This is a genomic window from Wolbachia endosymbiont (group B) of Camptogramma bilineatum (assembly GCF_947251825.1).
Classification (GTDB): Bacteria; Pseudomonadota; Alphaproteobacteria; order Rickettsiales; family Anaplasmataceae; genus Wolbachia.
The window spans coordinates 378,066-402,443 of the sequence record NZ_OX366391.1 but is presented as its reverse complement, the minus strand read 5'-3'; the positions used below and the strand labels follow the sequence as shown (position 1 = coordinate 402,443).

The following is a 24,378-nucleotide window of genomic DNA, read 5'->3' as shown; positions in this document are numbered from 1 at the left end:
AACACACTCTAACAACAAAGGTATACTGCAAGAAATTCTTAAGACTTCAAGTACTATGAACTATACAATAAGAGGTTATACTTACACTTTGACACCACTTGCGTTTGCTATACATAGAAGTAATAACGAATGTATCAATTCTATTTTAATGCAGGCTCAATATAGTGGTATACTGCACAATATCCTTGCTTCTAAAGATATTGTACAGTTTCCAGGTCTGACGTATATCATCACACCACTTAACTTTGCTATATATAAAGGCAATAACGAATGTATCAATTCTATTTTAATAAGAGCTCAAAATAGTGGTATACTACACAATATCCTTACTTCAAAAGATATTATGCAATTTCCAAGCCTGACGTATGTCATCAAACCACTTGCCCTTGCTATATATAAAGGTAATAACGAATGTATCAATTCTATTTTGATACAAGCTCGAAATAGTGGTATACTACAAGAAGTCTTTATTGCAGTAAGTACTGTACTGTCTCCATATGTTGAATATACTTTAAATGCTTTTGAGCTATCTGTAGTTATTCATCAGAACGGTACTAATGTTAGAACTGCATTAGATAATGTATCTATTTCTCATAGACTACAAGAAAATAGAAGAACTTAATCAGTGTCCGTTCAACAGAGTGGCAAAAAAGCCCAGTATCAATAATGTCGTGACAGTACTTCTTCTCCTATCATGCAAGTAGTTACACTGGGATTCAGATTTTTATCAGGAACGTTGATTACTCTTTATTCTTCGCCCTTCCTGCACGTTTACGTTCATTTGGATCGAGGAATCTCTTGCGCAGACGTATAGACTTTGGAGTTACTTCTACCAATTCATCATCATCTATATACGCTATCATGTCCTCCAGTGTCATTATTTTTGGTGGAGTAAGCTTTATAGCTTCATCGCTACCTGAAGCTCTTACGTTTGTTAATTGCTTACCTTTAAGTACATTTATTTCTAAATCATTGTCACGACTATGCTGACCGACGATCATGCCACAATATACTTTATCCTGTGGCTTAATAAACATAATTCCCCTATCTTGCAGATTGAAAATTGCATACGCTACTGCTTCGCCTTTGTCTGTTGAAATTAAAACCCCATTACGCCTTCCGGAAATTGAACCTTTATGTGGAGCATAACTGTGAAATAAACGGTTGATTATACCAGTGCCGCGAGAATCAGTTAAAAATTCTCCTTGATAGCCAATTAATCCCCTTGATGGCACTAAAAATGTCAACCTAGTTCTGCCACTACCAGAAGGTCTCATGTCAGTTACTTCACCTTTTCGAAAGCTAAGTTTTTCCATGATGATTCCACTATACTCATCATCTACATCAATTACTACTTCCTCTATAGGTTCAAGTTTTTTGCCATCTTCTTCTTTAAACAGCACTCGAGGCCGTGAAACTGAAAGTTCAAAACCTTCCCTTCTCATATTTTCAATCAGTACCCCAAGCTGCAACTCACCACGTCCACCTACTTCAAATGCTTCACCACTTGGAGCCAAAGTTACAGTAATTGCAACGTTTGTTTCTGCTTCTGCATATAAACGATCTTTTATAACAGTTGAGGTAAGTTTTGTTCCCTCTTGCCCAGCAAAAAGTGAGTCATTCACGCTTATAGTAATCGCCATTGTTGGCGGGTCAACTGGAGTTGAGCTGATCGCAGTTGTAACTTCTGGTGCTGCTATAGTGTCTGAAACTGAAGCTTTCTCAAGTCCTGCAATGGCAATGATATCACCAGCTACAGCTTGCTCTACTGGAACGCGTTTTAAGCCAGAAAATGAGAGTAACTTAGTTAATCTCCCTCGCTCAACCACTTGACCATCAAGATCAATTACCTTAAGATCTGAGTTAACTTGCGCGATTCCTTGGTAAATCTTTCCTGTCAATATTCTGCCAAGAAATTTATCAGATTCAAGTAAAGTAACTAGCATAGCAAAAGATGCATTTTGATCATAAACGGAAGGTTTTATGTAATCTATCACCGTTGAAAATAATGGGCTTAAATCTTTTCTCTCATCAGATAGCTCCTTAGCACACCAACCATTTCTACCTGAAGCATAGAGTACTGGAAAATCTAGTTGCTCGTTGGTTGCATCAAGGTTAAAAAATAACTCATATATTTCATTTAGTACTTCATCAATTCTGCTGTCTGGTCGATCAACCTTATTGATTATCACAATCGGTTTTAAATTTGCCTTTAGTGCTTTTGACAACACAAACTTAGTCTGTGGCATTGGACCTTCTGCAGCATCAACCAGTAGTAATACACCATCTGCCATGCAGAGCACCCTTTCCACTTCTCCACCAAAATCCGCATGTCCTGGTGTATCAATGATATTGATTTTCTCATCACCCCACATTATTGACGTACATTTTGCAAGTATTGTAATCCCACGTTCACGTTCTTGATCACCACTATCCATCACTCGTTCTTGAACTTCTTGATTCTCACGAAACGTGCCACTTTGTTTTAACATGTTATCAAGTAAAGTAGTTTTTCCGTGGTCAACGTGTGCAATTATTGCAATATTGCGGATTGATTTAAATTCACTCATTTCTTATCATTTCAAATTTAATTTAATAACAAGTATACGTATAATATATTTAGAGTAAATAACTAAAGCCGTGTATTCTAGGCAGATCATGGAACTCTAACAAAAAGGTTTCATGTTCGCTGTACTTTGTAGCAACTAACACCAAGACAAAGAAGAATCTTGCTTTAGCAGTACATTTATATAAAATTAAAATAAACTAAAGTAATCATTTAAATGCTAACAAGATTCGCTCCAAGCCCAACTGGCTACCTTCATGTAGGAAACATAAGAACTGCACTCATTTGTTGGATGTACACACGTAATCAAAATGGAAAATTTTTACTACGTTTTGATGATACTGATCTTGAGCGTTCAGATATCAAATATGTAGATAATATCATAGAAGACCTAAAATGGATTGGCATAAATTGGAATTCAAGTTTTAAGCAATCAGAGCGTTTTGAGCGCTATAACGAGGTGTTCTTACAGTTAATGAAAGAAGGTCATATTTATGCATGTTATGAAACAAGAGAAGAATTAGACACTAAACGAAAATTGCAATTAAAACAAGGTCTTCCCCCTATTTACAATAAAGGTGCGTTGCTTTTAACTGAGCAAGAGAAAATTCGTTATGAGCAAGAAGGGCGAAAACCACATTTCAGATTTAAATTGGATAGAAATAAAACTGTAAAATGGAATGATGAAGTTAAAGGCGAAATAAATATTGCAACAATTCATATCAGCGATCCTGTAATAAAAAGAGAAGATGGAATTTATACGTACATGCTACCTTCTGTTATTGATGACATTGACTTTAATGTAACCCATGTTGTACGCGGGGAAGATCATGTAACTAATACCGCAGTTCAGATTCAAATGATTCAAGCATTAAAAGCGAAAATTCCTATCTTTGCCCACCTTCCCCTACTACACTTTGATGATAGCAAAATATCGAAACGGAAAGGTGGGTTGGATATTAAGTCCATAAGAGAAGATGAGATTGAGCCAATGGCGCTAACTAGCTATTTAGCAAAACTTGGCACATCTGATCCAATAGAAGCTCATGTTGATATGCAGCCTTTAATTGACTCATTTGATATCAAAAAATTTAGCTCAGCATCTTTACAATTCAGCTTGAGTGAAATGTATAAGCTAAATAGCAAAGTGCTGCAACAAATGCCATTTGAAATGGTGCAAGATCGTTTAAGTCAAATTGGTTCAGAGTTTTGGTATTTTATAAGAAACAACATAAACAGGTTTTCTGAGGTGGCCAAATGGTGGCAAGTATGTAAATCCAATATAGAGCCTGTGGTTATTAATAAAGAATTTATAAAAATAGCGCTAAGCACATTACCTCAAGGTGATTGTAATGAAAATACGTTATCAGAATGGGTTAAAAATATTCGACAGACAGTTGATATAAAGGCAAAAGATCTATTTATGCAGTTGCGCCTCGCTTTAACAGGAACAGAAACAGGTCCAGAACTCGCTAAATTATTAATTTTTATCGGTAGAGAGAGCATTGTTGCAAGGTTAGAAGAAAATCATACAAAAGGTTTAAATGCACCGAATGTATTTGAATAACACCAATAGTTAATCTCATGCTGAAAGATCATTTTATGGTCCAAGTCAGTTCTTTTACAAGTCACTTCCAAGCTCATCAAATTTTCTAAGATCTTCTTAAGTTCTGAAAGTTGCAAACTTTTCAAATGAGATTTAAAACTCTGCAATTGTTTGAAGAACAATGGAGGACTCAGCTGGTCAATTGCAGCTTGTTCATTCATTCCATTTTGTATTAACAGCAAAACGCTTTCTAGCCGTAGAAAATAATTTGATATAATACGGATTAATGCTATCGGTGAAAAATTCTCTTGTAATATCAATACATCGGAAATTTTGATGAATTGTCCCATGTCTTTACTCACTATTGCAGAGCACAGATTATCAAGTGTAACATAATCATTGCCGGAGGTTGAAAAGCATAGATCTATATCAGCAAGTTTAAGATCTTTTCTTTTTCCTAGATATAAAACTAATTTTTCAAGCTCTGAATATATAGGCAGTTTGCTATGATTAAAATAAGACTGCAAGTGGTAGATTATCTCACTTGTGCACTCTATATCATTTTGTTTCAAGTAACTTGATATAATATCACAAAGATTACTACCGCTGTCCTTATAGCAGGTAATGACACCGAAAATTTTTGAGCTTTCCATATAACTTTTAGTTGTATAACTATATGGAAGATCATTTGCGATCATTACTATATAATGATCGCCTATATTATGATCCAATATGTTTCTTAACTCTTTAGATATACTTCCACTGACATTTATCAGCTTAACTAACCTTTTTTTAGTAAACATCGAAATGTTTGCCAACTCGGAAAATAACAAGCCAGGCGACTTATTCACTACTGCAAAATCCATTACCTGAACTGAATACTCATTCAAGTTGGCAATTATTTTCTGTACAAAAATATCGACCTTACTATTGTCACTCCCATGAATTAATACACCACTTAAAGTATCGGGTTTCTCAAGGAATTTTTTAACTTTAGATGGCGTGATTCTCATGCCATCTATATTATATGATCACTATTTGGTGGTACATCATTTGATTGCACATCAGTTTCCAACAATTCTGAGCTTTCTTGATTTGCTGTATTCTGCATATCATCAGACACTTCTTTCTTTCCCGTAACATAATTATAAAAATTTTTTATAGGCTGTCCTATATATCTAGAAAAAAATCCTTCGGCCATATCTTTCACTCCACAAATTAACAATTAGCACATAAAAACAACGTAGCAAAAACTACTTTACGCTCAGATAGTTACACTCATTTGTTAATGAATTATGAACTTCCGAGACCAAAATTAAGTCGATCTACTTAACACCAATCTTATAAAATAAGCAATGATTAAATACACAGCTGCGATAAGTATAATTGCAGGTCCAGTTAATAAGTCAAAACTTGCAGATAATATCAAACCTGATACTCCAGAAATCACAGAAAAAACTGTTGCAACAATAATCATTTGCATTGGAGTTTTTGAAATGAGTCTTGCTGATGCAGCAGGTATTAACAAAAATGCAGCAATGAGTAATATTCCTATTAATTGAGCAGAAATTGCAATAAAGATAGCGAGTATAATCAAAAATTCTAGCCTAACAAAATTAACATGTACTTTCTCAACTGTTGCCAAATCTTGATTAATCGAAATCATCAGCCAATAGCGCCATCTAAATATTAATATCAAAGTAACTATTACGGAGGTTAGAAAAATTGATATTATATTACTTTGGTCAATCATTAATATGTCACCAAAAAGTGAGCTAATAATACTATTATTACCTGATGGAAGAAAAGACATAAGTATTAAACTCGATGATAAAACTACATTGGTAACTATGTTCAATATCGTATCAGCAGAGTATAATTTATTAAAATTAAGAGAAAGTAGTATAGCAAACATAATTGCAATGAGCATTATACTTACCGATGGGCTGATATTAAAGATCAAAGCAAGTGCAATACCAAGCAATGAAGAATGGGACAAACTATCACCCAAATACGATAACCTTTGCCATATCATAAATGACCCTAGAGCTCCTGTGACTAGGCTAATCATAATTACCGCAATTAGACTATTTATAAAAAAACTCTGTGTAAATATCTCTAACATGCTATCAGATAACTGACAACAAATCTATCTTCAGATATTAAAACGTTATGGGTTCTGCATGCAGAACCCGTCGTCATAAATTCAAAATTTAAATTCTTTTGCTCCATAAGATAAGACTTCATTGAACAATCGCGTATCTTACCAGTACCTATTATCAAAATCTCTATTTCCTCTGTTAAAAAAGATTTAAAATACTTCTTGTTATTTATATCACTTTCTTTCAATTCAATCACCTTTTTAGGAAAAATTATAATTGAGCCATGATATTCTTGATTATTTACCCAAAATCTTTCTTCCCTGTAACCATCTATAAGATTTTTCTTCTTGGAAATTAAGGGCATAAATCAAACTATTAATTCCGTGTCGCACACCCACCATTCTGGATATTCCTTTTTGATATTTGCCGCTGCAGCTTTTGCACTTTCTTCACTATCAAACATTCCAAAACACGCTACACCACTACCTGACATACGAGAAAGTATAGAGCCTTCTTGTGACTCTAGTGTTGATATTACATTCTGAATTTCAGGTACAAAACCTATTGCTGCTTCTTGAAGGTCATTTTTTGTCTCTTTAAGAAGCTCTAACAAATTCTCCTCAGTGTTATCACTCCACTTAATTGGATTAGAGAAATCCTCTTTATACTTGGAAAATACTTCTGATGTATTCAAAAACTTTTTTTTTGGTTTCACAAGTACCAGACTTATGGGTAAAGAGCATTGTTTAATGGGACATAATTCCTCACCAACACCTCTAACAAAAACTGGCTTACTATCTACACTTGCAGGCACATCAGCACCAACGCTTAAAGCTATATCACTTAAAATTTGCCTATCAATATCCCACAGCTCTCCTAGCGTGCGTATCACAGCTCCAGCATCTGAGGAACCACTACCAAATCCTGCAGCAATTGGTACATTTTTTATAACCTTTACAGTGACTTTAGTTCGTATAGGAGCGTACCTAAGCAGTAGACTCAATGCTTTCGTTATAGTATTATATCGATAATTTATTTTAAACTCAGAGTTTACAAATTGAACTGTAGAGTTATCATATCTAAAGTTTTTTTCTCCTACTTTTATCTCTAAAAAATTAGAAAGTTTAGCAAAGACAACCAAACTTTCAATTAAATGATACCCTCTTTCTTCTCTATTTATAATATGTAAAAAAAGATTGATCTTTGCAGGAGCCTTTACACAAAAACTTTCCATCTGTATATCTTCACTAACACTATCTTATTTACTATACTTGAAATGCCACTTCAGTCAAACTTTATACACTCCTAATGAGATCAAATGCCATAAATCCTAACTTCTCTGTATGGGTAAGTGCATCAGCTGGTACAGGTAAAACAAAGATCTTAATAGACAGAGTATTAAGACTTCTATTAGAGAATAAGAGAAATATTCTCTGCTTAACATTTACCAATGCTGCAGCAAATGAAATGGAGGATCGCATTTACAGTACACTTAGTAAGTGGGCAATATGTCCAGAGGGTATATTGGTCACAGATTTAGAACAATTAGCCCAGTGTGTGACCAGAGAAAATAAAGATTATTTAACAAGAGCAAGAAGGCTTTTTTCTGAACTGGAAAATCTTGGTCTTAATATTCAAACTATACACGCCTTTTGTTACAAATTAATCTCCAGCTTTCCTACAGAAGCTGGTATCGCTCCAAATTGTACGTTGAGCGAATGTAAAGAATTGCATTCCATCGTATTTGAAAAAACGCTTCATAACGAAACTGTGCAGGACGATATCAATATCGTTGCAGCTGAAATTGATGAAAATAAGCTGCGTGATTTGCTCTATACCTTATGTATAAAGAGATCAGCTCTAGAAAATAATTTAGGATATATAAAAGATAAACTAAGCGTCCCAGACAAGATTGACAATTTACAGAATGAAACGATTGAGCAGATAAAAAGATTAGCTAAAATATTAAGTAAGGGAAGCAAAAGAGATCAGAGTTACAGTGCGATACTTTATGATTGGTGTAATAGCACAAAATCGTCCGTACCAAATGTTATCATCCCAGTGCTTGACACTGGGATCCATATTTCTTTTTTTCTAGATCCCAGTGTCAAGCACTGGGATGATAACAAGATAGAGAACTTAGCTAAAGTATTTCTCAAATCAGAATCGTACGAAAAAAAGAGCATATCATCCATTATAACAAAGGGTGCTTTGGAAAAATTTGAAGACGTAGAGCAAATGATAGAAAGCATTCAAAATGCATTGTTTACCCATGTAAAGGACATAAATTCTTATCAAATATTCGGAAGAACCAGTAGTTTACTTAGTATATTTAAAGTATATGTTGATCTATATAATAATGAAAAATCAAAGAATGCACTGCTTGATTATGATGATATCATCAATTTAGCAACAAATCTCCTTAGCAATCCAGTCAATAAAGATTGGATATTGTTTAATCTAGACCAAAAAATAGACCACATTCTTGTTGACGAGGCACAAGACAATAGTATTAGTCAATGGAAAATTATAACAAATCTCTGCAATGAATTTTTTACCGGTGGTGACGAAAAGAGAACTTTATTCGTTGTTGGAGATGTAAAACAATCAATTTACAGATTTCAAGGAGCAAATCCCCATCTATTTAATTACATGCAGCAATATTTTCACACGAAAACCGGTGGCAGAGATTGGGTATCATGTCAACTTGAAAAGTCATTTCGCTCAACTCCAGAAGTTTTGATGCTTGTAGACAGAATATTTAACAATTTTCGTGAAGAAATATCTTTCAATGATAACAAGATAAAACATATTCCATATAGAGAAAACGATCAAGGGTACATTGAAATCTGGCCGTTACTGCCAAGGTATAAAGAGGAAGAGCAGCAAGCCTTACAAATTCATTTAACACAGAGGAAAGATTATGTAGTAAAGGATCGATTACTTGCTCAGGCAATAGCCCAAAGAATTCACAATTGGTTAAACGAAGGGCGGATTTTAGTCACCAAAGATCGCCATATAGAACCAAGGGACATTATGATTTTGGTACGGCAACGAAATGCGCTAGTTGACTACATAATAAGTGAACTAAAAAAAGTAAATGTACCAGTTATAGGCCGAGATTATTTTAGAATTATGGATTACATAGCTGTGCAGGACTTAATAGCTTTAGCTGAATTTTTGCTCCTCCAGGCAAATGATCTTGCTCTTGCAAATGTTTTGAAATCACCGCTATTTAACTTTACTGAGGACGATTTATTCAATATTGCATATAATCGTAAAGAGCAGTCATTGTGGGAAAAAATTCATGATTATCATGAGGTTATTTATAGCGAATTAAACTATCTGATTAACTTATCTCAGACAAAATCCCCTCTTACATTATTCACGCATATATTACGCAAAGGTAAAAAGAAATTTGCTGCAAGGCTAGGTCTTGAGTGCTTCGAGATTCTAGACGAATTTATGAACCTCGTATTGCAATTTGAGCACCCATCTCTTCAAGCATTTGTTCAGTGGATCAAAGAAAATAATCCTGAGATTAAAAACGATATGCAATCAGAACTCAATGCTGTACGAATAATGACAATTCATAAATCAAAAGGTCTACAAGCTCCAATAGTGTTTTTAGTTGACACAAATACAGTACCAAGAAACAGCGAAAATATTTTGTTTGATGCAACGGAAGCACCATTTTGGTGTGGCAAAAATAGTAATGCTTATTGTAATCAAGTAAAAAGAGAGAGAAAACTAGAGGATTATAACGAATATTTGCGTTTGCTGTACGTGGCACTTACGCGTGCTGAAGATGAGTTATACATTTTAGGCAAAGAGCCAGTGCAAAAGGGCTCTTGGTATGATCTAGTTATTCAATATGGAGCATTATATGAGAGGAAAAAACTATACTTACAGCCGATATTTAAAGAAAAAGTTGAAGTGCTATGCATGAATGCAAACTACCCTTCTATTTATAAAAAACGTGATTATTTTGATGTTCCAGTGATTTTACCTCCATCAAACCTATCAATGTCATTGCAGCACGTGACGCTGGAACCTGGAGAAAAAAAGCCAGTGTCAAGCACTGGGATGACAGATGAGAATGCTGGAATGACAAAAAGGAGCATTGGGACGACAGACAGCTATGCAAGAGGCTTAATAATTCACAGTATATTGCAATATATGCCCAAGATAGAGAAAGACAGGAGAAAAAATTGGGTTAGGAAATATCTTGATAGCATAAACACTAGTGAAGATAAGGATGAAATTTACAGCAAAATATTAACCTTTAATGAAAAATATGATTACCTGTTCGACTTGGAGGGCAAATCAGAAATTCCACTTAGTGGAACAATTGACGGAAAACCAGTATTAGTGCGGCTAGACAGAGTGTGTATAACAGAAGACAAAGCAATCATAATTGACTATAAATCACACCATAACGTTTCTATTTCCTCATCAAATGAAATAAAAAAGCAAATGTTGATCTATAAAACCTTAGTGCAAGAAGTCTACCCAGATAAGCAGGTAGAGTGCGTGGTTATTTGGATGGAAGATTTAACCTTACAATCTTTGATCTAAACTCAAAGGGAGTATTAAATAAACTGTGTCAAATCGTATTTTTAGTTCAACTCGATTTTTAACCTACCAGGAAAAAAGATATCAAGTTGAGAGATAGTTAAAGCCCAATCATGTATAGGCATAGTCCATTTCTCTCCTGCCTTCTTTATAGCACAATACGCCTTCCCTCTAGCAGTTTTTTTATAAATGGTGTTAATGCTCCATCTCTTCCTGTCAATGGTCTTCCTTCTCGTATAGATGATAAGATATTTGTTTCTAATTCTTTATAGTCTACCAAACCGGTAGTTCTGTTTGCTTGACTCATTGTCAAACCTCCATTTTTTTATCAATTTATTACTTTACTTCTCGGTTTGACACAGTTTATTTAACACTCCCCTGCACAATCAACTCCTTTCAAGCCCTTATTATTCGCGAATTCTATAACAACCCTATTAAGTAAAGATGAAGGATCTACATTAGCTATACCTTGTTCCTGATTATTACTGTTAACCATTTGTTGCTCATCACACATCTTTTCAATATTGCCTTTTAAAATACTCAAAAACTTTTCATCTTTCAGACAAGCTTCTTTTGCAGCTGAATATAAAATATTTGGTATTTGGGAGTAACTCTCGTTCCTTACGTGGCCTGCTATATCTAAATATACTTTAAAAAAGTTAACATCTTTTACTAGTACATCAGATTGTTTAGCTGTTTTTTCAAATATCTTTTCAAATTCTTCTACGATATTCAGTGTGTTAGCCAGAGCTTCTTCAGGAGTAACAGAACAAAACTTAGGAAGAGGATATTTTTTATCTAAGAAACTTTGTAATAAGAAGAATCCTAAGCCAATATTGTTGCTGACACAAACTTCACTGCTAAATTGGCTAGTACCAGCTGTATTAGAATAATTTGCTGAGGTTTCAGGCAAAGCAGCTCTAAACCCACCTATAGAGCTTTTTATCCAACCAAATAAACCATTTATCCATGAAGATGGTCTTGTACCACTACTAATTGCGTACTCACTTCTACGATTTCTAATGTGCTGCCTATGTCTATGAGGTTGGTCAGATAACATCATAACTTCTGTGAAAACATCACTATAAACTTGATTCCTATGTTCTCTTTTTACAATATTTATATCTCTTGCAGCATTTATTTCCTTCTCATGATCTTTTAACACTATCTCTTTATCAGCAAATTTTATTGATAACGCTTTCATCTTAGGTATTTTATAGAATTTACTAAGTGTAATACTGCAGAGATTATCTTTAGTAATAGTCGAGTCAAAAGCATTAGTTATTATTAAATCACGGAAATTGTTACGAACAAAAGTATAGTTTCCTCCTTTTCTAGGCGTGATAAGCTCAGTACCTTTCTCCACATCTTGATTCGTTACTACAATAATCTCCTTATCCTTTTCAAATATCAAAGGTTGTGGTTTTAATTCTAATTCAGAACTTATTTTCATAGGCGCACTATCTGAGATAATATGAAGATTTTCATACCAATCCAAACCGTCTTTTAATCTTATTGTTAGCACTTCTAATAAAAAACTTTGTCCCATTTCTGTTTCTAACTTAACTAGCAAATCATTTCCATCTTGAAAAATTCTTGGCAGATTAATATGTATTTTCAAATCATCTTGTATTATTTTTACCACGTTACGTAAATCTAATGTATCTATGGAACTTCCTTCATCAAAATTATAGATGTTTACTTCTGGTATAGAAGAAATACTATGTTCATATCTTTTCTTACCTGAAGCTATAGTAATTACGTATATATTCTCACCACCATTTCCAATTAAGTGACTGTTATGAATCGGGTGATTGTGAAGCGCCTCAAATTTCCCATGGCCAACAAGTATAGATTCACCACCTGATTGCACAGCGATAGTCATATTGAGTTTATTCGCTATAGCTGGATAACTTTTTATAATTTCATCAATAGTTGTATTAGTACTCTGTATTGAATACAAATTTCTTTCCTTACCCACTTTTATTTCAGCGCTGTCTTTTAATTGATAGATTATATTGTTCATTATGTTATATGAGATAGCTATACTAAAGTTTCCATTTGCAACTTTTGGAAAAAATTGAACTTTATGCTATTTTGATCTTTAACATCAACACTCTGAATATCAGCAAGCAAGTAGTCGAATATAAACCTATGATTACTTTCTAAATTAGTAAGTAATTTAACAGATGCACTACCTTTTTGAAATGGTACAATATAGCTAAAGTTACCTTTTAGTGCCAGACTATTTACTTCAGTATAAGGCCTAACTATTACTTGTATATTATAGGCACAGTTATTACTTTCTATTTGCAAATAATCAAGTTGTTCTTCGCTACCACTATTACCATCCAAAAATTTAGTTTTACATGCACTAAATATATGATCTGCCTTAGCTTTTCTACCAAGCACTCTTTCCACTGAATTAATTTTGAAGCCAGAATGACCACGGAGCTTATGTACGATAAGACCAATGTTTGCATTTAAATTAACCGCCACACTTACATCTTCTTGAGTCAATCCAGTGAGATCTAAGGTATCAATTCCACCCTTTCCGTACAAGGATCCTTCTATAAGATCTCCCTGTAAAACAAATATATCATTCTTATTTCCCCCATAGTATTCTTTAGAACCATCATTCACTACAAATATGTTCGGGCTATTCTTAAATCCTTTTGCATAATCTTCACCTTCTCCTAAATTAATTAGAGTATACCCTTCTGTTTTGTTATCAGATAAACCAATTGCATTTTTACATAAATATGACCCATAACTCGAAGCAGGCTCACCATCTCCCCTTGGTAAACAAAATAATCTTCCACCGCTTGGATCATTCGGTCTTGTTCTGCTCCATTTTATATCATTTCTTTTTCTATCAAGTAGTACTGTACTGTTCAAATCTATCTCAAACTTAGTTGTGCATTCTTCAGTATGATAGCCTAATATCATTCCAATTGATGTTGGGTATGACATTTCACGACAAAAATCTACAACTGATTTACCAGTAGGAAAAACATAGCTTTGAATAGCACGATTCTCCCTTAAATACTCAAATCCTTGCTTAACTAATTGGTTATAAAGTTGTTTTTCCTCATTAACTCTTCTATATATTGTTCAGGTTGCATACCTATAAATGCACGCAAACCTTCAATAAATTTTTCTCCTCCATTTAAATGAATCAGTTGATCAATATTTTCAACTCTCTTTACTGCCATGTAAACATCAGTTCCAACAAATACTACAGCGCCGATTCCTGCTCCAATAGGTCCAGTAACACTTGATACTCCTTCTAGTACTTCAAAAACTTCAGCAACTTCTATACCAATCTCTGCGCTATCCACTCCAAGATAAATACTATCTCCTATTACGCCAACTAGTGCTTCTTCAGTACTATTTTTAAATGCTTTTATCTGATTTACTAGATCATAAATAACAAACGCAGAAGTACCTCGAGCAAGAAAAGGTGATGCAACCCTTAAAGACCTACCAAGTAATGACTTTCCTTCTGAGAGTAAATTTAATCCTTTACGAGATGCAGCTTCAGCAACTTTAGCAAACCCTTGACCACCGGCTATAAAACCAACATTAATTGCTACACCCTGATAATCTCCATTAAAAAAGTCAGCTAAAACATTTTTAACCATCATTCCATGCATGGTTATGCTAGAGATTTTCTTTACTCTACTTAAATGATTCATGACTTTCTGATTACTGGTAAGCTTATCAACCAAATTGCTAAATCTACCCTTAACTTGAACTTTACCTGCTAGCTCAATTAGCTGAGAATGCTTTTCCTCTGGTAGATCTTTAATATAATTAACGAACTTTTCACTATCTATCTTAATTTTACTAAAATCTCTTTTCTCATCTTTTTCTGTGTTAAATTTATCTACATCTTCCCAAGAAAGCTCACATTCCCCGATCTTTACTTCTCTTTTTCTTCTTCCTAAACTTGTACTCGGCAAACATTCTTCAACTTTACCTTTTCGATATATTTTATCAGCCCTTTCTAGTAACTCCGTTGCTCTTTGATGATTACCTAAAGCTTTCTCAGCAAAAGCTAAATTTTCTAAGGCTATAGCTACTTCAAAATGATCTTCTCCATAATGCTTCTCTAAAATAGGCAAAGCCCTTTCTAGCAACTCACTCTGTTGCTGATAATCATTTAAAGCTCCATAATTGATACCCAGATTTACTAATGTTTCAGCTACTTCAAAATGATCTTCTCCGTAATGTCTCTCTAAAATAGGTAAAGCCCTTTCTAGTAACTCTTTTGCTTCTTCATAATCACCTAAAACCAGACAAGACATACCTAAACTTTCTAGCATTATCCCTACTTGAAAATGCCCTGTTCCATAGTGCTTCTCTAAAATAGGCAAAGCCCTTTCTAGTAAGTCTTTTGCTTCTTCATAATCACCTAAAGTTTCGTAAGAGTTACTAAGATTCGTTAGAGCTATAGCTACTTCAAAATGATCTTCTCCATAATGCTTCTCTAAAATAGGTAAAGCCCTTTCTAGCAAATCTTTTGTTCTTTGAGCATCACCCAAAATCTCGTAAACAACACCAAGATTTGCTAGAACCAGAGCTACGTAAAAATGATCTTCTCCATAATGTCTTTCGAAAATAGGTAAAGCCCTTTCTAGTAACTCTTTTGCTTCTTCATAATCACCTAAAGCTCCATAAGTGGTACTAAGATTTACTAGAGCCATAGCTACTTCAAAATGATCTTCTCCATAATATTTTTCTAAAATAAATAAAGCATTTTCTAGCAGCTCTTTTGCTTTTTGATAATCACCTAAAGCTCCATAAGGGATGCTCAGGTTTACTAATGTTTTAGCTACTTCAACATGATCTCCCATATAATCTAAAATAGGTAAAGCCCTTTCTAGTAAATCTTTTGCTTCTTCATAATCACCTAAAGCCTCATAAGGGATGCTCAAGTTTATTAATGTTTTAGCAACTTCAAAGTGCTCTACTCCGTAATGCTTCTCTAAAATAGGTAAAGCCCTTTCTAGCAACTCCTTTTGTCTTTTGGGATTACCAAAGCTAAAATACCCATCACTTATCCATATTAATAAATTCTCAAGGTAATCTTCTTCTATTTTTTCTTTATCTTGAGGGTTCTTTTTTAACCAATTATCTATATGTGATAAAAATGCCTCTAAGTGTGGTAATAATTCTCGTTTCCTAAGATAGTCTTCTAATTTATCACCACCATAAGGAAAATTTGATTCTAGTAACTTGAAAGTCTCGTCCATAACCTCCTTGCTTTTACCCTCCTCTGCTAATGCTATTCTTGTCACTTCTTGAACTAATTTATGAGTACTTAACACACTTTGCCTTTGTTCACCATTCACCATAGAATATTTTACAAGTAAACGAACAGCTGACCTTAATTCCTCCTCACTACTCCCTGTCAAACCTAAAAATACTTCTCTCCTAATCTTCTCAGGTGCAAGATAAGAGATAACATCAAGAATCCTTAAAGCTAAATTTCCATACTTTTCATTGCTTGCTATTTTATCAATTGTCATCTTCCAAGTTGTAAAAGTTGTTTTTGCATAGTCATTATCAATTCCTTTAAATGCTTCATAATTAAGCAAGTCTTTTGTCTTCTTTTCATATTCGTTCAGATAATCATCTATATCAAATTCTCCTGTAACTCTTTGATCTTCAATATATGCTATCGCTTGCTGTATAGCTAAAGGAAAGTGTTTTAACTTTTCCACTAAAGCTTCTATCTTTTCATTTTGAGATTCATCTTCTATACTCAAGCCCTTTTTTACAAATTCTATCGCTTCTTCTGGCTTTAATTCGTTCAGGTTAATAATTTCTATCCCTTTGTCCCACTCTAGATTACGAGAAGTAATTAAAATATAAGGTCCATTACCACCCGGTAATGAATCATGTAGTGGTAAAAATTTATTCAAATAATTACTTTCCTCAGCATCATCAAAAATAAATAAGCTTTTGCTATTACTAAAAAAATTGTAAACTTCTTCTACGATAGATCCTATATCCTTTTCTTTTCCATTTGCATCTTTTGTATCAATTTTTAGCTTATCCTTCGCTAATCGAGTAAATGATTCAATAAGAGCTACCTCGCTTTCACCGTTGATCCATATAACGTTGTCATAATAATTTTTACTATATTCTTGAACATATTGTCTAGCTAACTCAGTTTTACCTATTCCCCCTAAACCGCTAATTGAGGTTATTTGTGATATTACTGTTATCTTTTCTCGACTACGTTGTATCTTGTTATGTAGGTCAATTAACTCTTCCCTTCTTCCAGTAAACAAACTTACTGGCTTTTTCACATCAAACCAAATTGGCTCTCTTAATTGCTCTCTTGCTACGATTATACTATGTATTTCATCAAGCTTTTTATCTACTTTCTCGAAACTTTCTCTACTTTCTTTTCTTCCCTCTGCAATAGAGTGTACTACCTTTTGACTAGCTTCCTGATGTCGACTCATTAATTCACTAAAGACTTTCTCAATCTCATTTTGATTACTTTCTATGTAACTTGATAGCTCATTAAAGTTTTTATCTATGAAATTCTCTAATTCATTGAAGTTTTTTTCAGCTTCCTGTTTCATTTCTTCTTTAAAATTGCTTAGTAACCTCTCTTCAATTAACTTCGGATCTTGCTTATTAATCTCATTCAATAATTCACCTTCCCATTCTTCATTTGTTTTCCCATCTAACTTTAAAACATACCTATACTCTTCTCTAGGAGGCTTTTCTTCACTGTATTCTCTCACGAATTTTTTTATTTTATTTTCCAACTCCCATTTAAAAAGAAGACGATAACCATATTTGCTAGTATCACTCTTTTCATCTATTCTCTTGTAGTATTTATCAGCACTACCATCACTCTTTATTATTACTAATCCCGCTTTATCAAATAGTTCTGCAGTATTCCATGAATTTGAATTTTTACTTTCTAAAGTGTGTCCTGGCTTAATGTGAGGAATAACAGTGGAGGTTTGTTTATATTTTTTTTGACTTTCCAAAAACGATACCTTCAGTAATTGAGTAAGTAGAAAACTCTTTTTCGGTATTTTTTCTATAGTAATCAACCACTCTACTAACAGCATCTTCTGCTAATTTTGTCATTGCTCTCTGCCAACTTCCATCTACTTTAACTTGTACAAATTGGCTCTCAAAACTTTGAAAAATCTCAACACCAGATTTTACTAACTCTTCCCTAACTTTGATCGGATCTTTTTTAAATATATATAATTGATCTATCAGCTTTTTAAGCTCGTCTCTATTATAACTACTACCAATGCTGGATATTGCTAATCGAAGAACGTTAATCACAACAAGAGAAGATGCCTTTATTTTTGTTATCTCCACTCCTTCTGTTCCACCTTGTCCTGTTCCCATTATCGTATTAGCAAAATCAGCCCACTTACCTGTTTTTCCTTTTTGATTTTCTAGTCTTTCATAGTATTCTGATAAAGAGCGTTCATAAATAAAAACAAAATCTTCAACAAACTTTCTGAGCTTTTCATGCACTTCCTTCTCCTGTGCAGAAAGTCTTTCTACTTGACTAGAAGATTTTCTTAAATGTTCTTCTAAAGTCTTAATAATCTTTTCCTTATTTGATTGCTTAGCATTATCTAGTGGAGTTTTATCATCCTTATTTTTAATATTAATCTTTGCTCCTTTACTTAGGAGTAATCGTACTAATTCTTCATTACCTTTAGAAATAGCAATATGTAAAGGAGTATTACCTTGATTATTTTGAATGTTTACATCTATACCAGACACATTCAAAAGAAGTTCAACAATGTCTTGATGATTTTTGCTTACAGCAACATGTAATGGTGTATTTACCCCGCCAACAATGTTGCAAATTTTTCTTTTCTTCTCGATTATTTCCAGGAGAGTTTGGTAGCTCTTTTACACGAAATACCACATTTACGTCCTCAAGGTTAATTTCAATTCTCTTGACTAACGTTCTAATAATATCACGTTTAGTTAGCCAGTCTGCGTTATCAAGGTTTGATGTAATATTGGAAGAAAAGTCTTCTAAATTGGTTACAACCAAAGTTAATTCCTGTTTTAATTTCTTTTGATCGAATATCCTTTTCTTCTCCTCTTCAATTGTTTTTAAACTTTGTTTCATTGCTTTAATTCGTGGTTCAAATTCTTCTTGATTAATATATTCTTGAGCATAACTATCAATAAGTCTAGCAATACCACGTTTTAATTTATTTTCTTGTTTCTCTAGTAAATCGCTTTTTTGATCCCATGATGATTTTTTAAGCTCTGAAAGTCTACGCCTGTATTCTTCTAAAACCCTATTTGGATTTTTCAATAAATGCTTAACCTCTTCCCACACGGCTGTTTCTAATGCATCTGTACGAATGTGTTTATTATCACAAATTTTATTACCACCAAAACGGTAAGAATCTCTACCAATACAACGATAATAAGCATAATGATCAATTTTTTCTCCTCGCTTATTTCTTACAGGACTTCCGTAATATGCATAACGACAACGCTTACATACGATTAAACCTTGTAGTAAATGTTTTGCTCCTCTTTCTCTTGTCCTTGCTATTTTTCTATTCTCAGCTAATTGTTCTTGAACTATATCAAATACATCTTCGTCCACTATATTTGGCACTTTAACATAAATCCAATTTGCTTTTTCAACAGAATAGGTAGAGTAATTATCTTTCGGTTGTTCACAAGAATGTTTCTGTGGTCTGATATGTTGTAACTTTATACCTACTTTTGTTTTACCAAAAGCCGCTTGTCCTTTGTAAGCAGGATTTTTTAACATACCCCAAATCACACTTCTATCCCAGCACTTTTTTCCTGTTCGTGTTATAATAGACATAGTGTTTAGCCGACGACACACTTCCCCAATACTTGTCCTTTCTCTTCCTATCCACAAAAATACTTTCCTAACAACATAGCTTCTTCTTCGTTTATTTCAAATAAAGCTTGTCCTCCTCCCATATATTTATCTATATAACGATAACCATAAGGAGCTCCTCCCATTACGCTTACACAACCTTTATTAGCTGCATAAATCTTTCCGCGACGACTTCGTTCCATAATTTTCGCTCGTTCATATTCTGCTATCATACCTTGCATTTGTAACAGCAATTGAGATTCTGGATTATCGTTAATCTCATAATTTAAGAAAACCGTTTCTGCTCCTGCTTTCTCAAATTCTTCAAGTAATACCATTTGATATGCATATTTTCTAGATAAGCGATCAGGTGAATGAATGTAAATTCTATCAATTTTACCTTCTGTTACTTTATCACGTAACTTTTCTAGATCAGGACGGACTAGATTAGATCCACTGTAGCCATTATCAATAAATTTATACTCACTTAATAATTTGTATCCATCCGTACTAATTTGCTTCTCTAAAGCTGCAACTTGACTTGCTATTGTATTTTCTTGTGCTTGTTTCCCCGAAGAAACTCTTGCATATAAACTCACTGTTACCATTTGATCCTCCTTGAATCCCATTTTTATGTTTTAAATTTTTTTGGCTTACTTGCTTTGACACGGCTTTTTCATAAGCATCTAACAAATACTTTTCTGCCAACCGGTTAGTTTCATAGCTACAGCTAATCCGTATAGCTAATCTCTTATTTTCCATAAACTTTCCTTGAAATAATATGTTCATATCATTCATTGAAACTGATGGTTAATTGATTGTTGGCACTATAAATAAATGGCACTCTTGTTTTTGGACATAGAAGTTTTCGAGAAATGCTTTTCTCTAATTTTACGTTTTTTGCAACATTGTTGGCGGGGTAAGGACTCCGCCAACAATATTGCAATAAACCTGAAACTTGAGAAGACTATTTCTCGAAAGCTTCTACAAAAAGAACGGAGAGTTGAATTTATTTATAGAGCTAATGATCAAATAACCATATGTCTCGATGGATAATATATGGTAGAGCTCATGGGCAACAAGAAATTAATAGTGCGGATTAGTTGTAGTTATGAAGTAAATCGATTAGCAGAGTTGTATCTATTAGATGCATATGAAAAATTAGTGTTAAGTAAACCAATAAAAGCGAGCAAAAAGGAAGAAAACTCTGAATATAAGAAAGTAGATTTGAGGACGGTAAAATGGTAACAGTTAGTTTATATGCAAGAGTTTCTTCAGGGAGGCAAGCACAAGAAGATACAATAGCAAGCCAAATTGCTGCTATAGAGAATCAAATTAGTATGGATGGACATAAATTATTAAATGAATATAAATTTATTGATAATGGTTATAGTGGTTCTAACATAATCCGTCCTGGTTTGGAAAAATTACGTGATAAAATAGCAGAAGGTAACATTGATAAGGTTTATATTCATTCTCCTGATCGTTTATCTCGTAAGTATGCATATCAGATGATATTACTTGAAGAGTTTAAGAAGTTAGGAGTGGAAGTCATTTTTTTAAATTATCAAATTAGCGATAATCCAGAATCTCAATTACTATTACAAATGCAAGGTATGATAGCAGAATACGAACGTGCAAAAATCATGGAACGAAGTCGTCGAGGAAAGATTTATGCAGCAAATAAGGGTTGTATAAGTGTAATGAGTGCTGCTCCTTATGGCTATCGTTATATAAACAAAAATACAGAAACAGGACAGGCCTTATTTGAGATTTATGAAGAAGAAGCTGAAGTTGTTCGTAAAGTATTTTCTTGGGTAGGAAGAGAAAGAGCCAGTATAGGAGAAGTATGTCGTAGGCTAAGTGCTATTTCCATTATGACGAGAACTGGAAAAGAGTATTGGGATAGGGCTGTAGTTTTGAGTATGTTAAAAAACACTGCTTATAAAGGACAAGCAGCTTTTGGTAAAACAAGGTTTGGCGTAAAACTAAAACATATAAGACCGAAAAAAAACTCCTGCGAGCATCCAAAAGATAATTATTCTACTTATCCTGTTCCAAAAGAGGATTGGATTTATATTAAAGTACCTAGTATAGTAAGCGAAGATTTATTTGAAATCGTTCAAGAACAATTAGCTGAGAATAGAAAAATAGCAAGAACAAGACAAAGAGGAGCAAAACATTTATTGCAAGGTTTAGTAGTATGTAAGCTTTGCAATTATGCATATTATGGTACTAGCACTGCAAGGAATAAGGAGGGGAAAAAAACTAATAATCAGGTATATTATCGTTGTATTGGTACGGATTCATACCGTTTTGGCGGTAATAAAATGTGTAACAACAAATTAATTCGTACAGATACATTGGACATGGCTGTGTGGGAAGAGGTAAAACACCTATTAAAAAATCCAAATAGAATATTAGAGGAGTATAAACGTAGACTTTCAGAACTTAAAAAATCACCACTAGATCAAAAAAGCGCTTTGCTTGAAACACAAGAAGATAAGTTAAAACGAGGTATTGCAAGGTTAATTGATAGTTATGCTCAAGAATATATTGATCAAGAAGAATTTGAGCCAAGAGTTAAAGCAATGAAACAAAACTTAAAAATGGTTGAAGAACAAAAGAAAAAGATATTTGATCAGAAAAAACTCACACAAGAGTTAACTCTAGTAGTAACAAATTTAGAGGGGTTTTCCTCTAGTATTAACTCAAGTCTTAATAATGCAGACTGGCTAACTAAACGTGATATTATTAGAACGTTAGTTAAGCGAATTGAGATTAATTTTGAGGATGTAAACATCGTGTTTAGAGTAAAAGAGCTTCCAGACTCTTTTCATATGGAAAAAAATCAATGCTTGCAATGTTGTTGTAGGGGTAAGTGGTGGTCAACTTGGTATTGACAAAGATGATCTTATGAAGTTTACAACAGTAGTTGCTAAAATGACCACAGCGTTTGACATGTCTTCAGAAGAAGCTGGTAATGCTATTGCGAAAATATCCAATGTCTATGGAATTAAAGTTGGTGGTATGGAAAATGTAGGTAACATAATAAACCATCTTTCAGATAATACTGCTGCCAAAGCTAAGGAAATGGTTCTTACACTGAATAGAATTGGTGGTAATGCTAAACAGTTTGGTTTAGAAATTGATCAAGCAAGTAGCTTAGCAAGTGCGTTCATAAGCTTAGGTAAACAACCTGAAAAAGCAGCAACTGCTATAAATAACTTTCTTAGTAAACTACAGACTGCAAGAGAGCAAAGTCCTGAATTTCATGATGCATTAGATGAGATGGGAACAAGTATAGAAGAGCTTGAACAAACCATTAAAAAAAATCCTCAAGAGGCAATATTACAATTTCTTAAAACTTTAAAAGAAATAGATGATCAAGAGCGTGCCGGTATTCTTATGAATCTATTTGGTGCTGGGTTTCAAGATGACATTGCTCTTTTAGTAGGAAGCTTAGACATTTACAAGAAAGCTATTGAACATTTAGCTGATAAAGAAAAATATAACGCTTCAATGCAGGACGAATTTAACAATCGGGCAAATACTACAGCTAATAAATTACAATTACTTAAAAATGCAGTATTTGAAGCTGGAATGAATCTAGGGTCAGTAATGTTACCTACTTTAAATTATGTAGCTGGAAGTTTGAAAACAATAACAGAGCGTATAGCTTCTTTTGCAGAAAAACATCCAACTTTAACTACGGCAATCATGAGTACTTTAGCAGCTTTGATAAGTTTAAAAATTGCAGCAGTAGGACTAGGATACGGATTTACATTGCTAGGAAGTACGATTTTTGGTCTGAAAGCAAACCTACTTGGAGTATTTTCATTTTTATCAGCTACAGTTTTTCCTGCAGTAGTAAGAGGACTAAGAGCAATAACGTTTGCTGTAATGAGTAACCCGATTGGACTTTTAGTAGCAAGTCTTGTCACTGGTGCAGCTCTTGTTATCACTAACTGGCAAAAAGTGAAAGACTTTTTCTCTAGCTTTTGGAAATCACTCATTAAACCTATAGGAGAAACCTTTTCATGGATGGGAAATACAGTTAGTAGCATATTTGCTGAGAATAGCCCGATTAGAAAATTTGAAAATAATAGAAATTCTGTTAATAAGCTTTCTAAAAATAGTATTTTCAGTAATGGAAACCCATTGACAAATAATAGTGCTATTAAACAATTTTCAGAAAATAGCAAAAGCAATTTTGAAAGTTTTAAAGTTAAAAGTGTTATAGAAGAAAAAAGAGCTATGGAGCAAGAAGAAGTTGAGAAAGCATTCAAGAAAAGTAGATGTGAAAATAGGGAATCGAAAGTATATAACCAAGCATTCTATCAAACGTTTAATATCAATATTAAGTCTGAAGATGTGCGCAGCGTTGCTGATGCAGTAATAGAAAGATTTAGAGAACAAGCACGTGGAGCACTTTTTGATATAGTTGAAGAGTTGCATTAATGTTGTTTGGAAAATGTAAGCTTGAACCAACAAGCCTAAGATACAGTAAAGAAGAAAGGTGGTATACAATTGAATGTATTCAAAAAACGTCGCTACAAAACATTGGTTCAGGAATTGAATGTATTGATTTAACAGGAGTGATTTATTCACGTTATCAGAGTAATGGCTTAGAACAGCTAAAAAATATACGTAACACTCAATAACCACACGTTCTAGTTGATAATTCAGGAAGTGTATTTGGAAATTTTGT

At 33.6% G+C, this 24,378-nt stretch carries 19 protein-coding genes and 1 pseudogene; 7 read left to right on the top strand and 13 right to left on the bottom strand.

Features of this window, described 5'->3' with window-relative positions; translation table 11 throughout:
• The first annotated feature begins 55 nt into the window (after nucleotides 1-55).
• Nucleotides 56-622 (top strand): WD_0033/WD_0034 family tandem repeat-containing protein, encoded by a 567-nt coding sequence (locus OPR44_RS02085; protein ID WP_265015178.1) that lies wholly within the window; start codon nucleotides 56-58, stop codon nucleotides 620-622.
• Nucleotides 623-740: 118 nt separating this feature from the next.
• On the opposite strand, the gene typA is transcribed toward OPR44_RS02085, so the two are convergent.
• Nucleotides 741-2,570: a translational GTPase TypA gene (typA, locus tag OPR44_RS02080; RefSeq protein WP_265015177.1), complete on the bottom strand. Its 1,830-nt coding sequence runs from the start codon at nucleotides 2,568-2,570 to the stop codon at nucleotides 741-743.
• A 213-nt stretch (nucleotides 2,571-2,783) separates the two neighbouring features.
• Here typA and gltX point away from each other — a divergent pair, with 213 nt between their 5' ends.
• Nucleotides 2,784-4,133, top strand: coding sequence for a glutamate--tRNA ligase (gene gltX, locus OPR44_RS02075; protein ID WP_264377903.1), 1,350 nt, complete (start codon nucleotides 2,784-2,786; stop codon nucleotides 4,131-4,133).
• On the opposite strand, the gene holA is transcribed toward gltX, so the two are convergent.
• The 5 genes from holA to OPR44_RS02050 all read right to left on the bottom strand — a co-directional run bounded on the left by holA (nucleotide 4,094) and on the right by OPR44_RS02050 (nucleotide 7,448).
• Nucleotides 4,094-5,125: a DNA polymerase III subunit delta gene (gene holA, locus OPR44_RS02070; RefSeq protein ID WP_265015176.1), complete on the bottom strand. Its 1,032-nt coding sequence runs from the start codon at nucleotides 5,123-5,125 to the stop codon at nucleotides 4,094-4,096. The two genes, gltX and holA, sit on opposite strands and share 40 nt — an antisense overlap.
• Nucleotides 5,126-5,130: 5 nt before the next feature.
• A complete protein-coding gene (locus tag OPR44_RS02065; protein ID WP_264374746.1) occupies nucleotides 5,131-5,313 on the bottom strand; it encodes a hypothetical protein in 183 nt (60 codons plus the stop codon).
• A gap of 114 nt (nucleotides 5,314-5,427) precedes the next feature.
• Complete coding sequence (locus tag OPR44_RS02060; RefSeq protein ID WP_007302687.1) at nucleotides 5,428-6,237, bottom strand: metal ABC transporter permease; 810 nt, start codon at nucleotides 6,235-6,237, stop codon at nucleotides 5,428-5,430.
• The gene (locus OPR44_RS02055) at nucleotides 6,231-6,578 is read right to left on the bottom strand and encodes an Mth938-like domain-containing protein (RefSeq protein ID WP_265015175.1); all 348 of its coding nucleotides are present in this window, start codon (nucleotides 6,576-6,578) and stop codon (nucleotides 6,231-6,233) included. The genes OPR44_RS02060 and OPR44_RS02055 overlap by 7 nt, the downstream gene beginning before the upstream one ends.
• A 3-nt stretch (nucleotides 6,579-6,581) precedes the next feature.
• Nucleotides 6,582-7,448, bottom strand: coding sequence for a 4-(cytidine 5'-diphospho)-2-C-methyl-D-erythritol kinase (locus tag OPR44_RS02050; RefSeq protein ID WP_264377906.1), 867 nt, complete (start codon nucleotides 7,446-7,448; stop codon nucleotides 6,582-6,584).
• Nucleotides 7,449-7,522: 74 nt separating this feature from the next.
• Between OPR44_RS02050 and OPR44_RS02045 the strand changes: the two genes are divergently transcribed.
• On the top strand, nucleotides 7,523-10,792 hold the full coding sequence (locus OPR44_RS02045) for a UvrD-helicase domain-containing protein (protein ID WP_265015174.1): 3,270 nt from the start codon (nucleotides 7,523-7,525) through the stop codon (nucleotides 10,790-10,792).
• A gap of 166 nt (nucleotides 10,793-10,958) precedes the next feature.
• Here the strand turns inward: OPR44_RS02045 and OPR44_RS02035 are convergent.
• The 7 genes and pseudogenes from OPR44_RS02035 to OPR44_RS02005 form a co-directional block, all read right to left on the bottom strand.
• A pseudogene (locus OPR44_RS02035) lies at nucleotides 10,959-11,096 on the bottom strand (IS256 family transposase); the annotation flags it as partial.
• 60 nt (nucleotides 11,097-11,156) lie between these two features.
• Nucleotides 11,157-12,815: a hypothetical protein gene (locus OPR44_RS02030; protein ID WP_265015173.1), complete on the bottom strand. Its 1,659-nt coding sequence runs from the start codon at nucleotides 12,813-12,815 to the stop codon at nucleotides 11,157-11,159.
• A gap of 17 nt (nucleotides 12,816-12,832) precedes the next feature.
• Complete coding sequence (locus OPR44_RS02025; RefSeq protein ID WP_265015172.1) at nucleotides 12,833-13,762, bottom strand: hypothetical protein; 930 nt, start codon at nucleotides 13,760-13,762, stop codon at nucleotides 12,833-12,835.
• Nucleotides 13,763-13,854: 92 nt separating this feature from the next.
• Complete coding sequence (locus tag OPR44_RS02020; protein WP_265015171.1) at nucleotides 13,855-17,808, bottom strand: tetratricopeptide repeat protein; 3,954 nt, start codon at nucleotides 17,806-17,808, stop codon at nucleotides 13,855-13,857.
• Complete coding sequence (locus OPR44_RS02015) at nucleotides 17,786-18,649, bottom strand: ankyrin repeat domain-containing protein (protein WP_265015434.1); 864 nt, start codon at nucleotides 18,647-18,649, stop codon at nucleotides 17,786-17,788. Before OPR44_RS02015 ends, OPR44_RS02020 begins: the two co-directional genes overlap by 23 nt.
• Nucleotides 18,585-19,706 (bottom strand): recombinase family protein, encoded by a 1,122-nt coding sequence (locus OPR44_RS02010; RefSeq protein WP_265015170.1) that lies wholly within the window; start codon nucleotides 19,704-19,706, stop codon nucleotides 18,585-18,587. Before OPR44_RS02010 ends, OPR44_RS02015 begins: the two co-directional genes overlap by 65 nt.
• On the bottom strand, nucleotides 19,697-20,296 hold the full coding sequence (locus tag OPR44_RS02005; RefSeq protein WP_265015169.1) for a recombinase family protein: 600 nt from the start codon (nucleotides 20,294-20,296) through the stop codon (nucleotides 19,697-19,699). The genes OPR44_RS02010 and OPR44_RS02005 overlap by 10 nt, the downstream gene beginning before the upstream one ends.
• 430 nt (nucleotides 20,297-20,726) lie before the next feature.
• Here OPR44_RS02005 and OPR44_RS02000 point away from each other — a divergent pair, with 430 nt between their 5' ends.
• Genes OPR44_RS02000 through OPR44_RS01985 form a run of 4 tightly spaced genes read left to right on the top strand, consistent with a single transcriptional unit; the run spans nucleotide 20,727 to nucleotide 24,331 of the window.
• Entirely contained in the window at nucleotides 20,727-20,915 is a 189-nt protein-coding gene (locus tag OPR44_RS02000; RefSeq protein ID WP_038249248.1) for a hypothetical protein, read from the top strand.
• Nucleotides 20,909-22,570, top strand: coding sequence for a recombinase family protein (locus OPR44_RS01995; RefSeq protein ID WP_265015168.1), 1,662 nt, complete (start codon nucleotides 20,909-20,911; stop codon nucleotides 22,568-22,570). Before OPR44_RS02000 ends, OPR44_RS01995 begins: the two co-directional genes overlap by 7 nt.
• Nucleotides 22,571-22,583: 13 nt before the next feature.
• The gene (locus tag OPR44_RS01990) at nucleotides 22,584-24,128 is read left to right on the top strand and encodes a phage tail tape measure protein (protein ID WP_265015167.1); all 1,545 of its coding nucleotides are present in this window, start codon (nucleotides 22,584-22,586) and stop codon (nucleotides 24,126-24,128) included.
• Nucleotides 24,128-24,331, top strand: coding sequence for a hypothetical protein (locus tag OPR44_RS01985; protein ID WP_265015166.1), 204 nt, complete (start codon nucleotides 24,128-24,130; stop codon nucleotides 24,329-24,331). The genes OPR44_RS01990 and OPR44_RS01985 overlap by 1 nt, the downstream gene beginning before the upstream one ends.
• Nucleotides 24,332-24,378: the final 47 nt, after the last annotated feature.

What these genes read in the sequence shown, in the direction of transcription:
- OPR44_RS02085 (WP_265015178.1), top strand. Translation starts at nt 56, where the DNA reads ATGAACTATACAATAAGAGGTTATACTTACACTTTGACACCACTTGCG.
- typA (WP_265015177.1), bottom strand. Translation starts at nt 2,570, where the DNA reads ATGAGTGAATTTAAATCAATCCGCAATATTGCAATAATTGCACACGTT.
- gltX (WP_264377903.1), top strand. Translation starts at nt 2,784, where the DNA reads ATGCTAACAAGATTCGCTCCAAGCCCAACTGGCTACCTTCATGTAGGA.
- holA (WP_265015176.1), bottom strand. Translation starts at nt 5,125, where the DNA reads ATGAGAATCACGCCATCTAAAGTTAAAAAATTCCTTGAGAAACCCGAT.
- OPR44_RS02065 (WP_264374746.1), bottom strand. Translation starts at nt 5,313, where the DNA reads ATGGCCGAAGGATTTTTTTCTAGATATATAGGACAGCCTATAAAAAAT.
- OPR44_RS02060 (WP_007302687.1), bottom strand. Translation starts at nt 6,237, where the DNA reads ATGTTAGAGATATTTACACAGAGTTTTTTTATAAATAGTCTAATTGCG.
- OPR44_RS02055 (WP_265015175.1), bottom strand. Translation starts at nt 6,578, where the DNA reads ATGCCCTTAATTTCCAAGAAGAAAAATCTTATAGATGGTTACAGGGAA.
- OPR44_RS02050 (WP_264377906.1), bottom strand. Translation starts at nt 7,448, where the DNA reads ATGGAAAGTTTTTGTGTAAAGGCTCCTGCAAAGATCAATCTTTTTTTA.
- OPR44_RS02045 (WP_265015174.1), top strand. Translation starts at nt 7,523, where the DNA reads ATGAGATCAAATGCCATAAATCCTAACTTCTCTGTATGGGTAAGTGCA.
- OPR44_RS02030 (WP_265015173.1), bottom strand. Translation starts at nt 12,815, where the DNA reads ATGAACAATATAATCTATCAATTAAAAGACAGCGCTGAAATAAAAGTG.
- OPR44_RS02025 (WP_265015172.1), bottom strand. Translation starts at nt 13,762, where the DNA reads ATGTCATACCCAACATCAATTGGAATGATATTAGGCTATCATACTGAA.
- OPR44_RS02005 (WP_265015169.1), bottom strand. Translation starts at nt 20,296, where the DNA reads ATGGGATTCAAGGAGGATCAAATGGTAACAGTGAGTTTATATGCAAGA.
- OPR44_RS02000 (WP_038249248.1), top strand. Translation starts at nt 20,727, where the DNA reads ATGGTAGAGCTCATGGGCAACAAGAAATTAATAGTGCGGATTAGTTGT.
- OPR44_RS01995 (WP_265015168.1), top strand. Translation starts at nt 20,909, where the DNA reads ATGGTAACAGTTAGTTTATATGCAAGAGTTTCTTCAGGGAGGCAAGCA.
- OPR44_RS01990 (WP_265015167.1), top strand. Translation starts at nt 22,584, where the DNA reads ATGAAGTTTACAACAGTAGTTGCTAAAATGACCACAGCGTTTGACATG.
- OPR44_RS01985 (WP_265015166.1), top strand. Translation starts at nt 24,128, where the DNA reads ATGTTGTTTGGAAAATGTAAGCTTGAACCAACAAGCCTAAGATACAGT.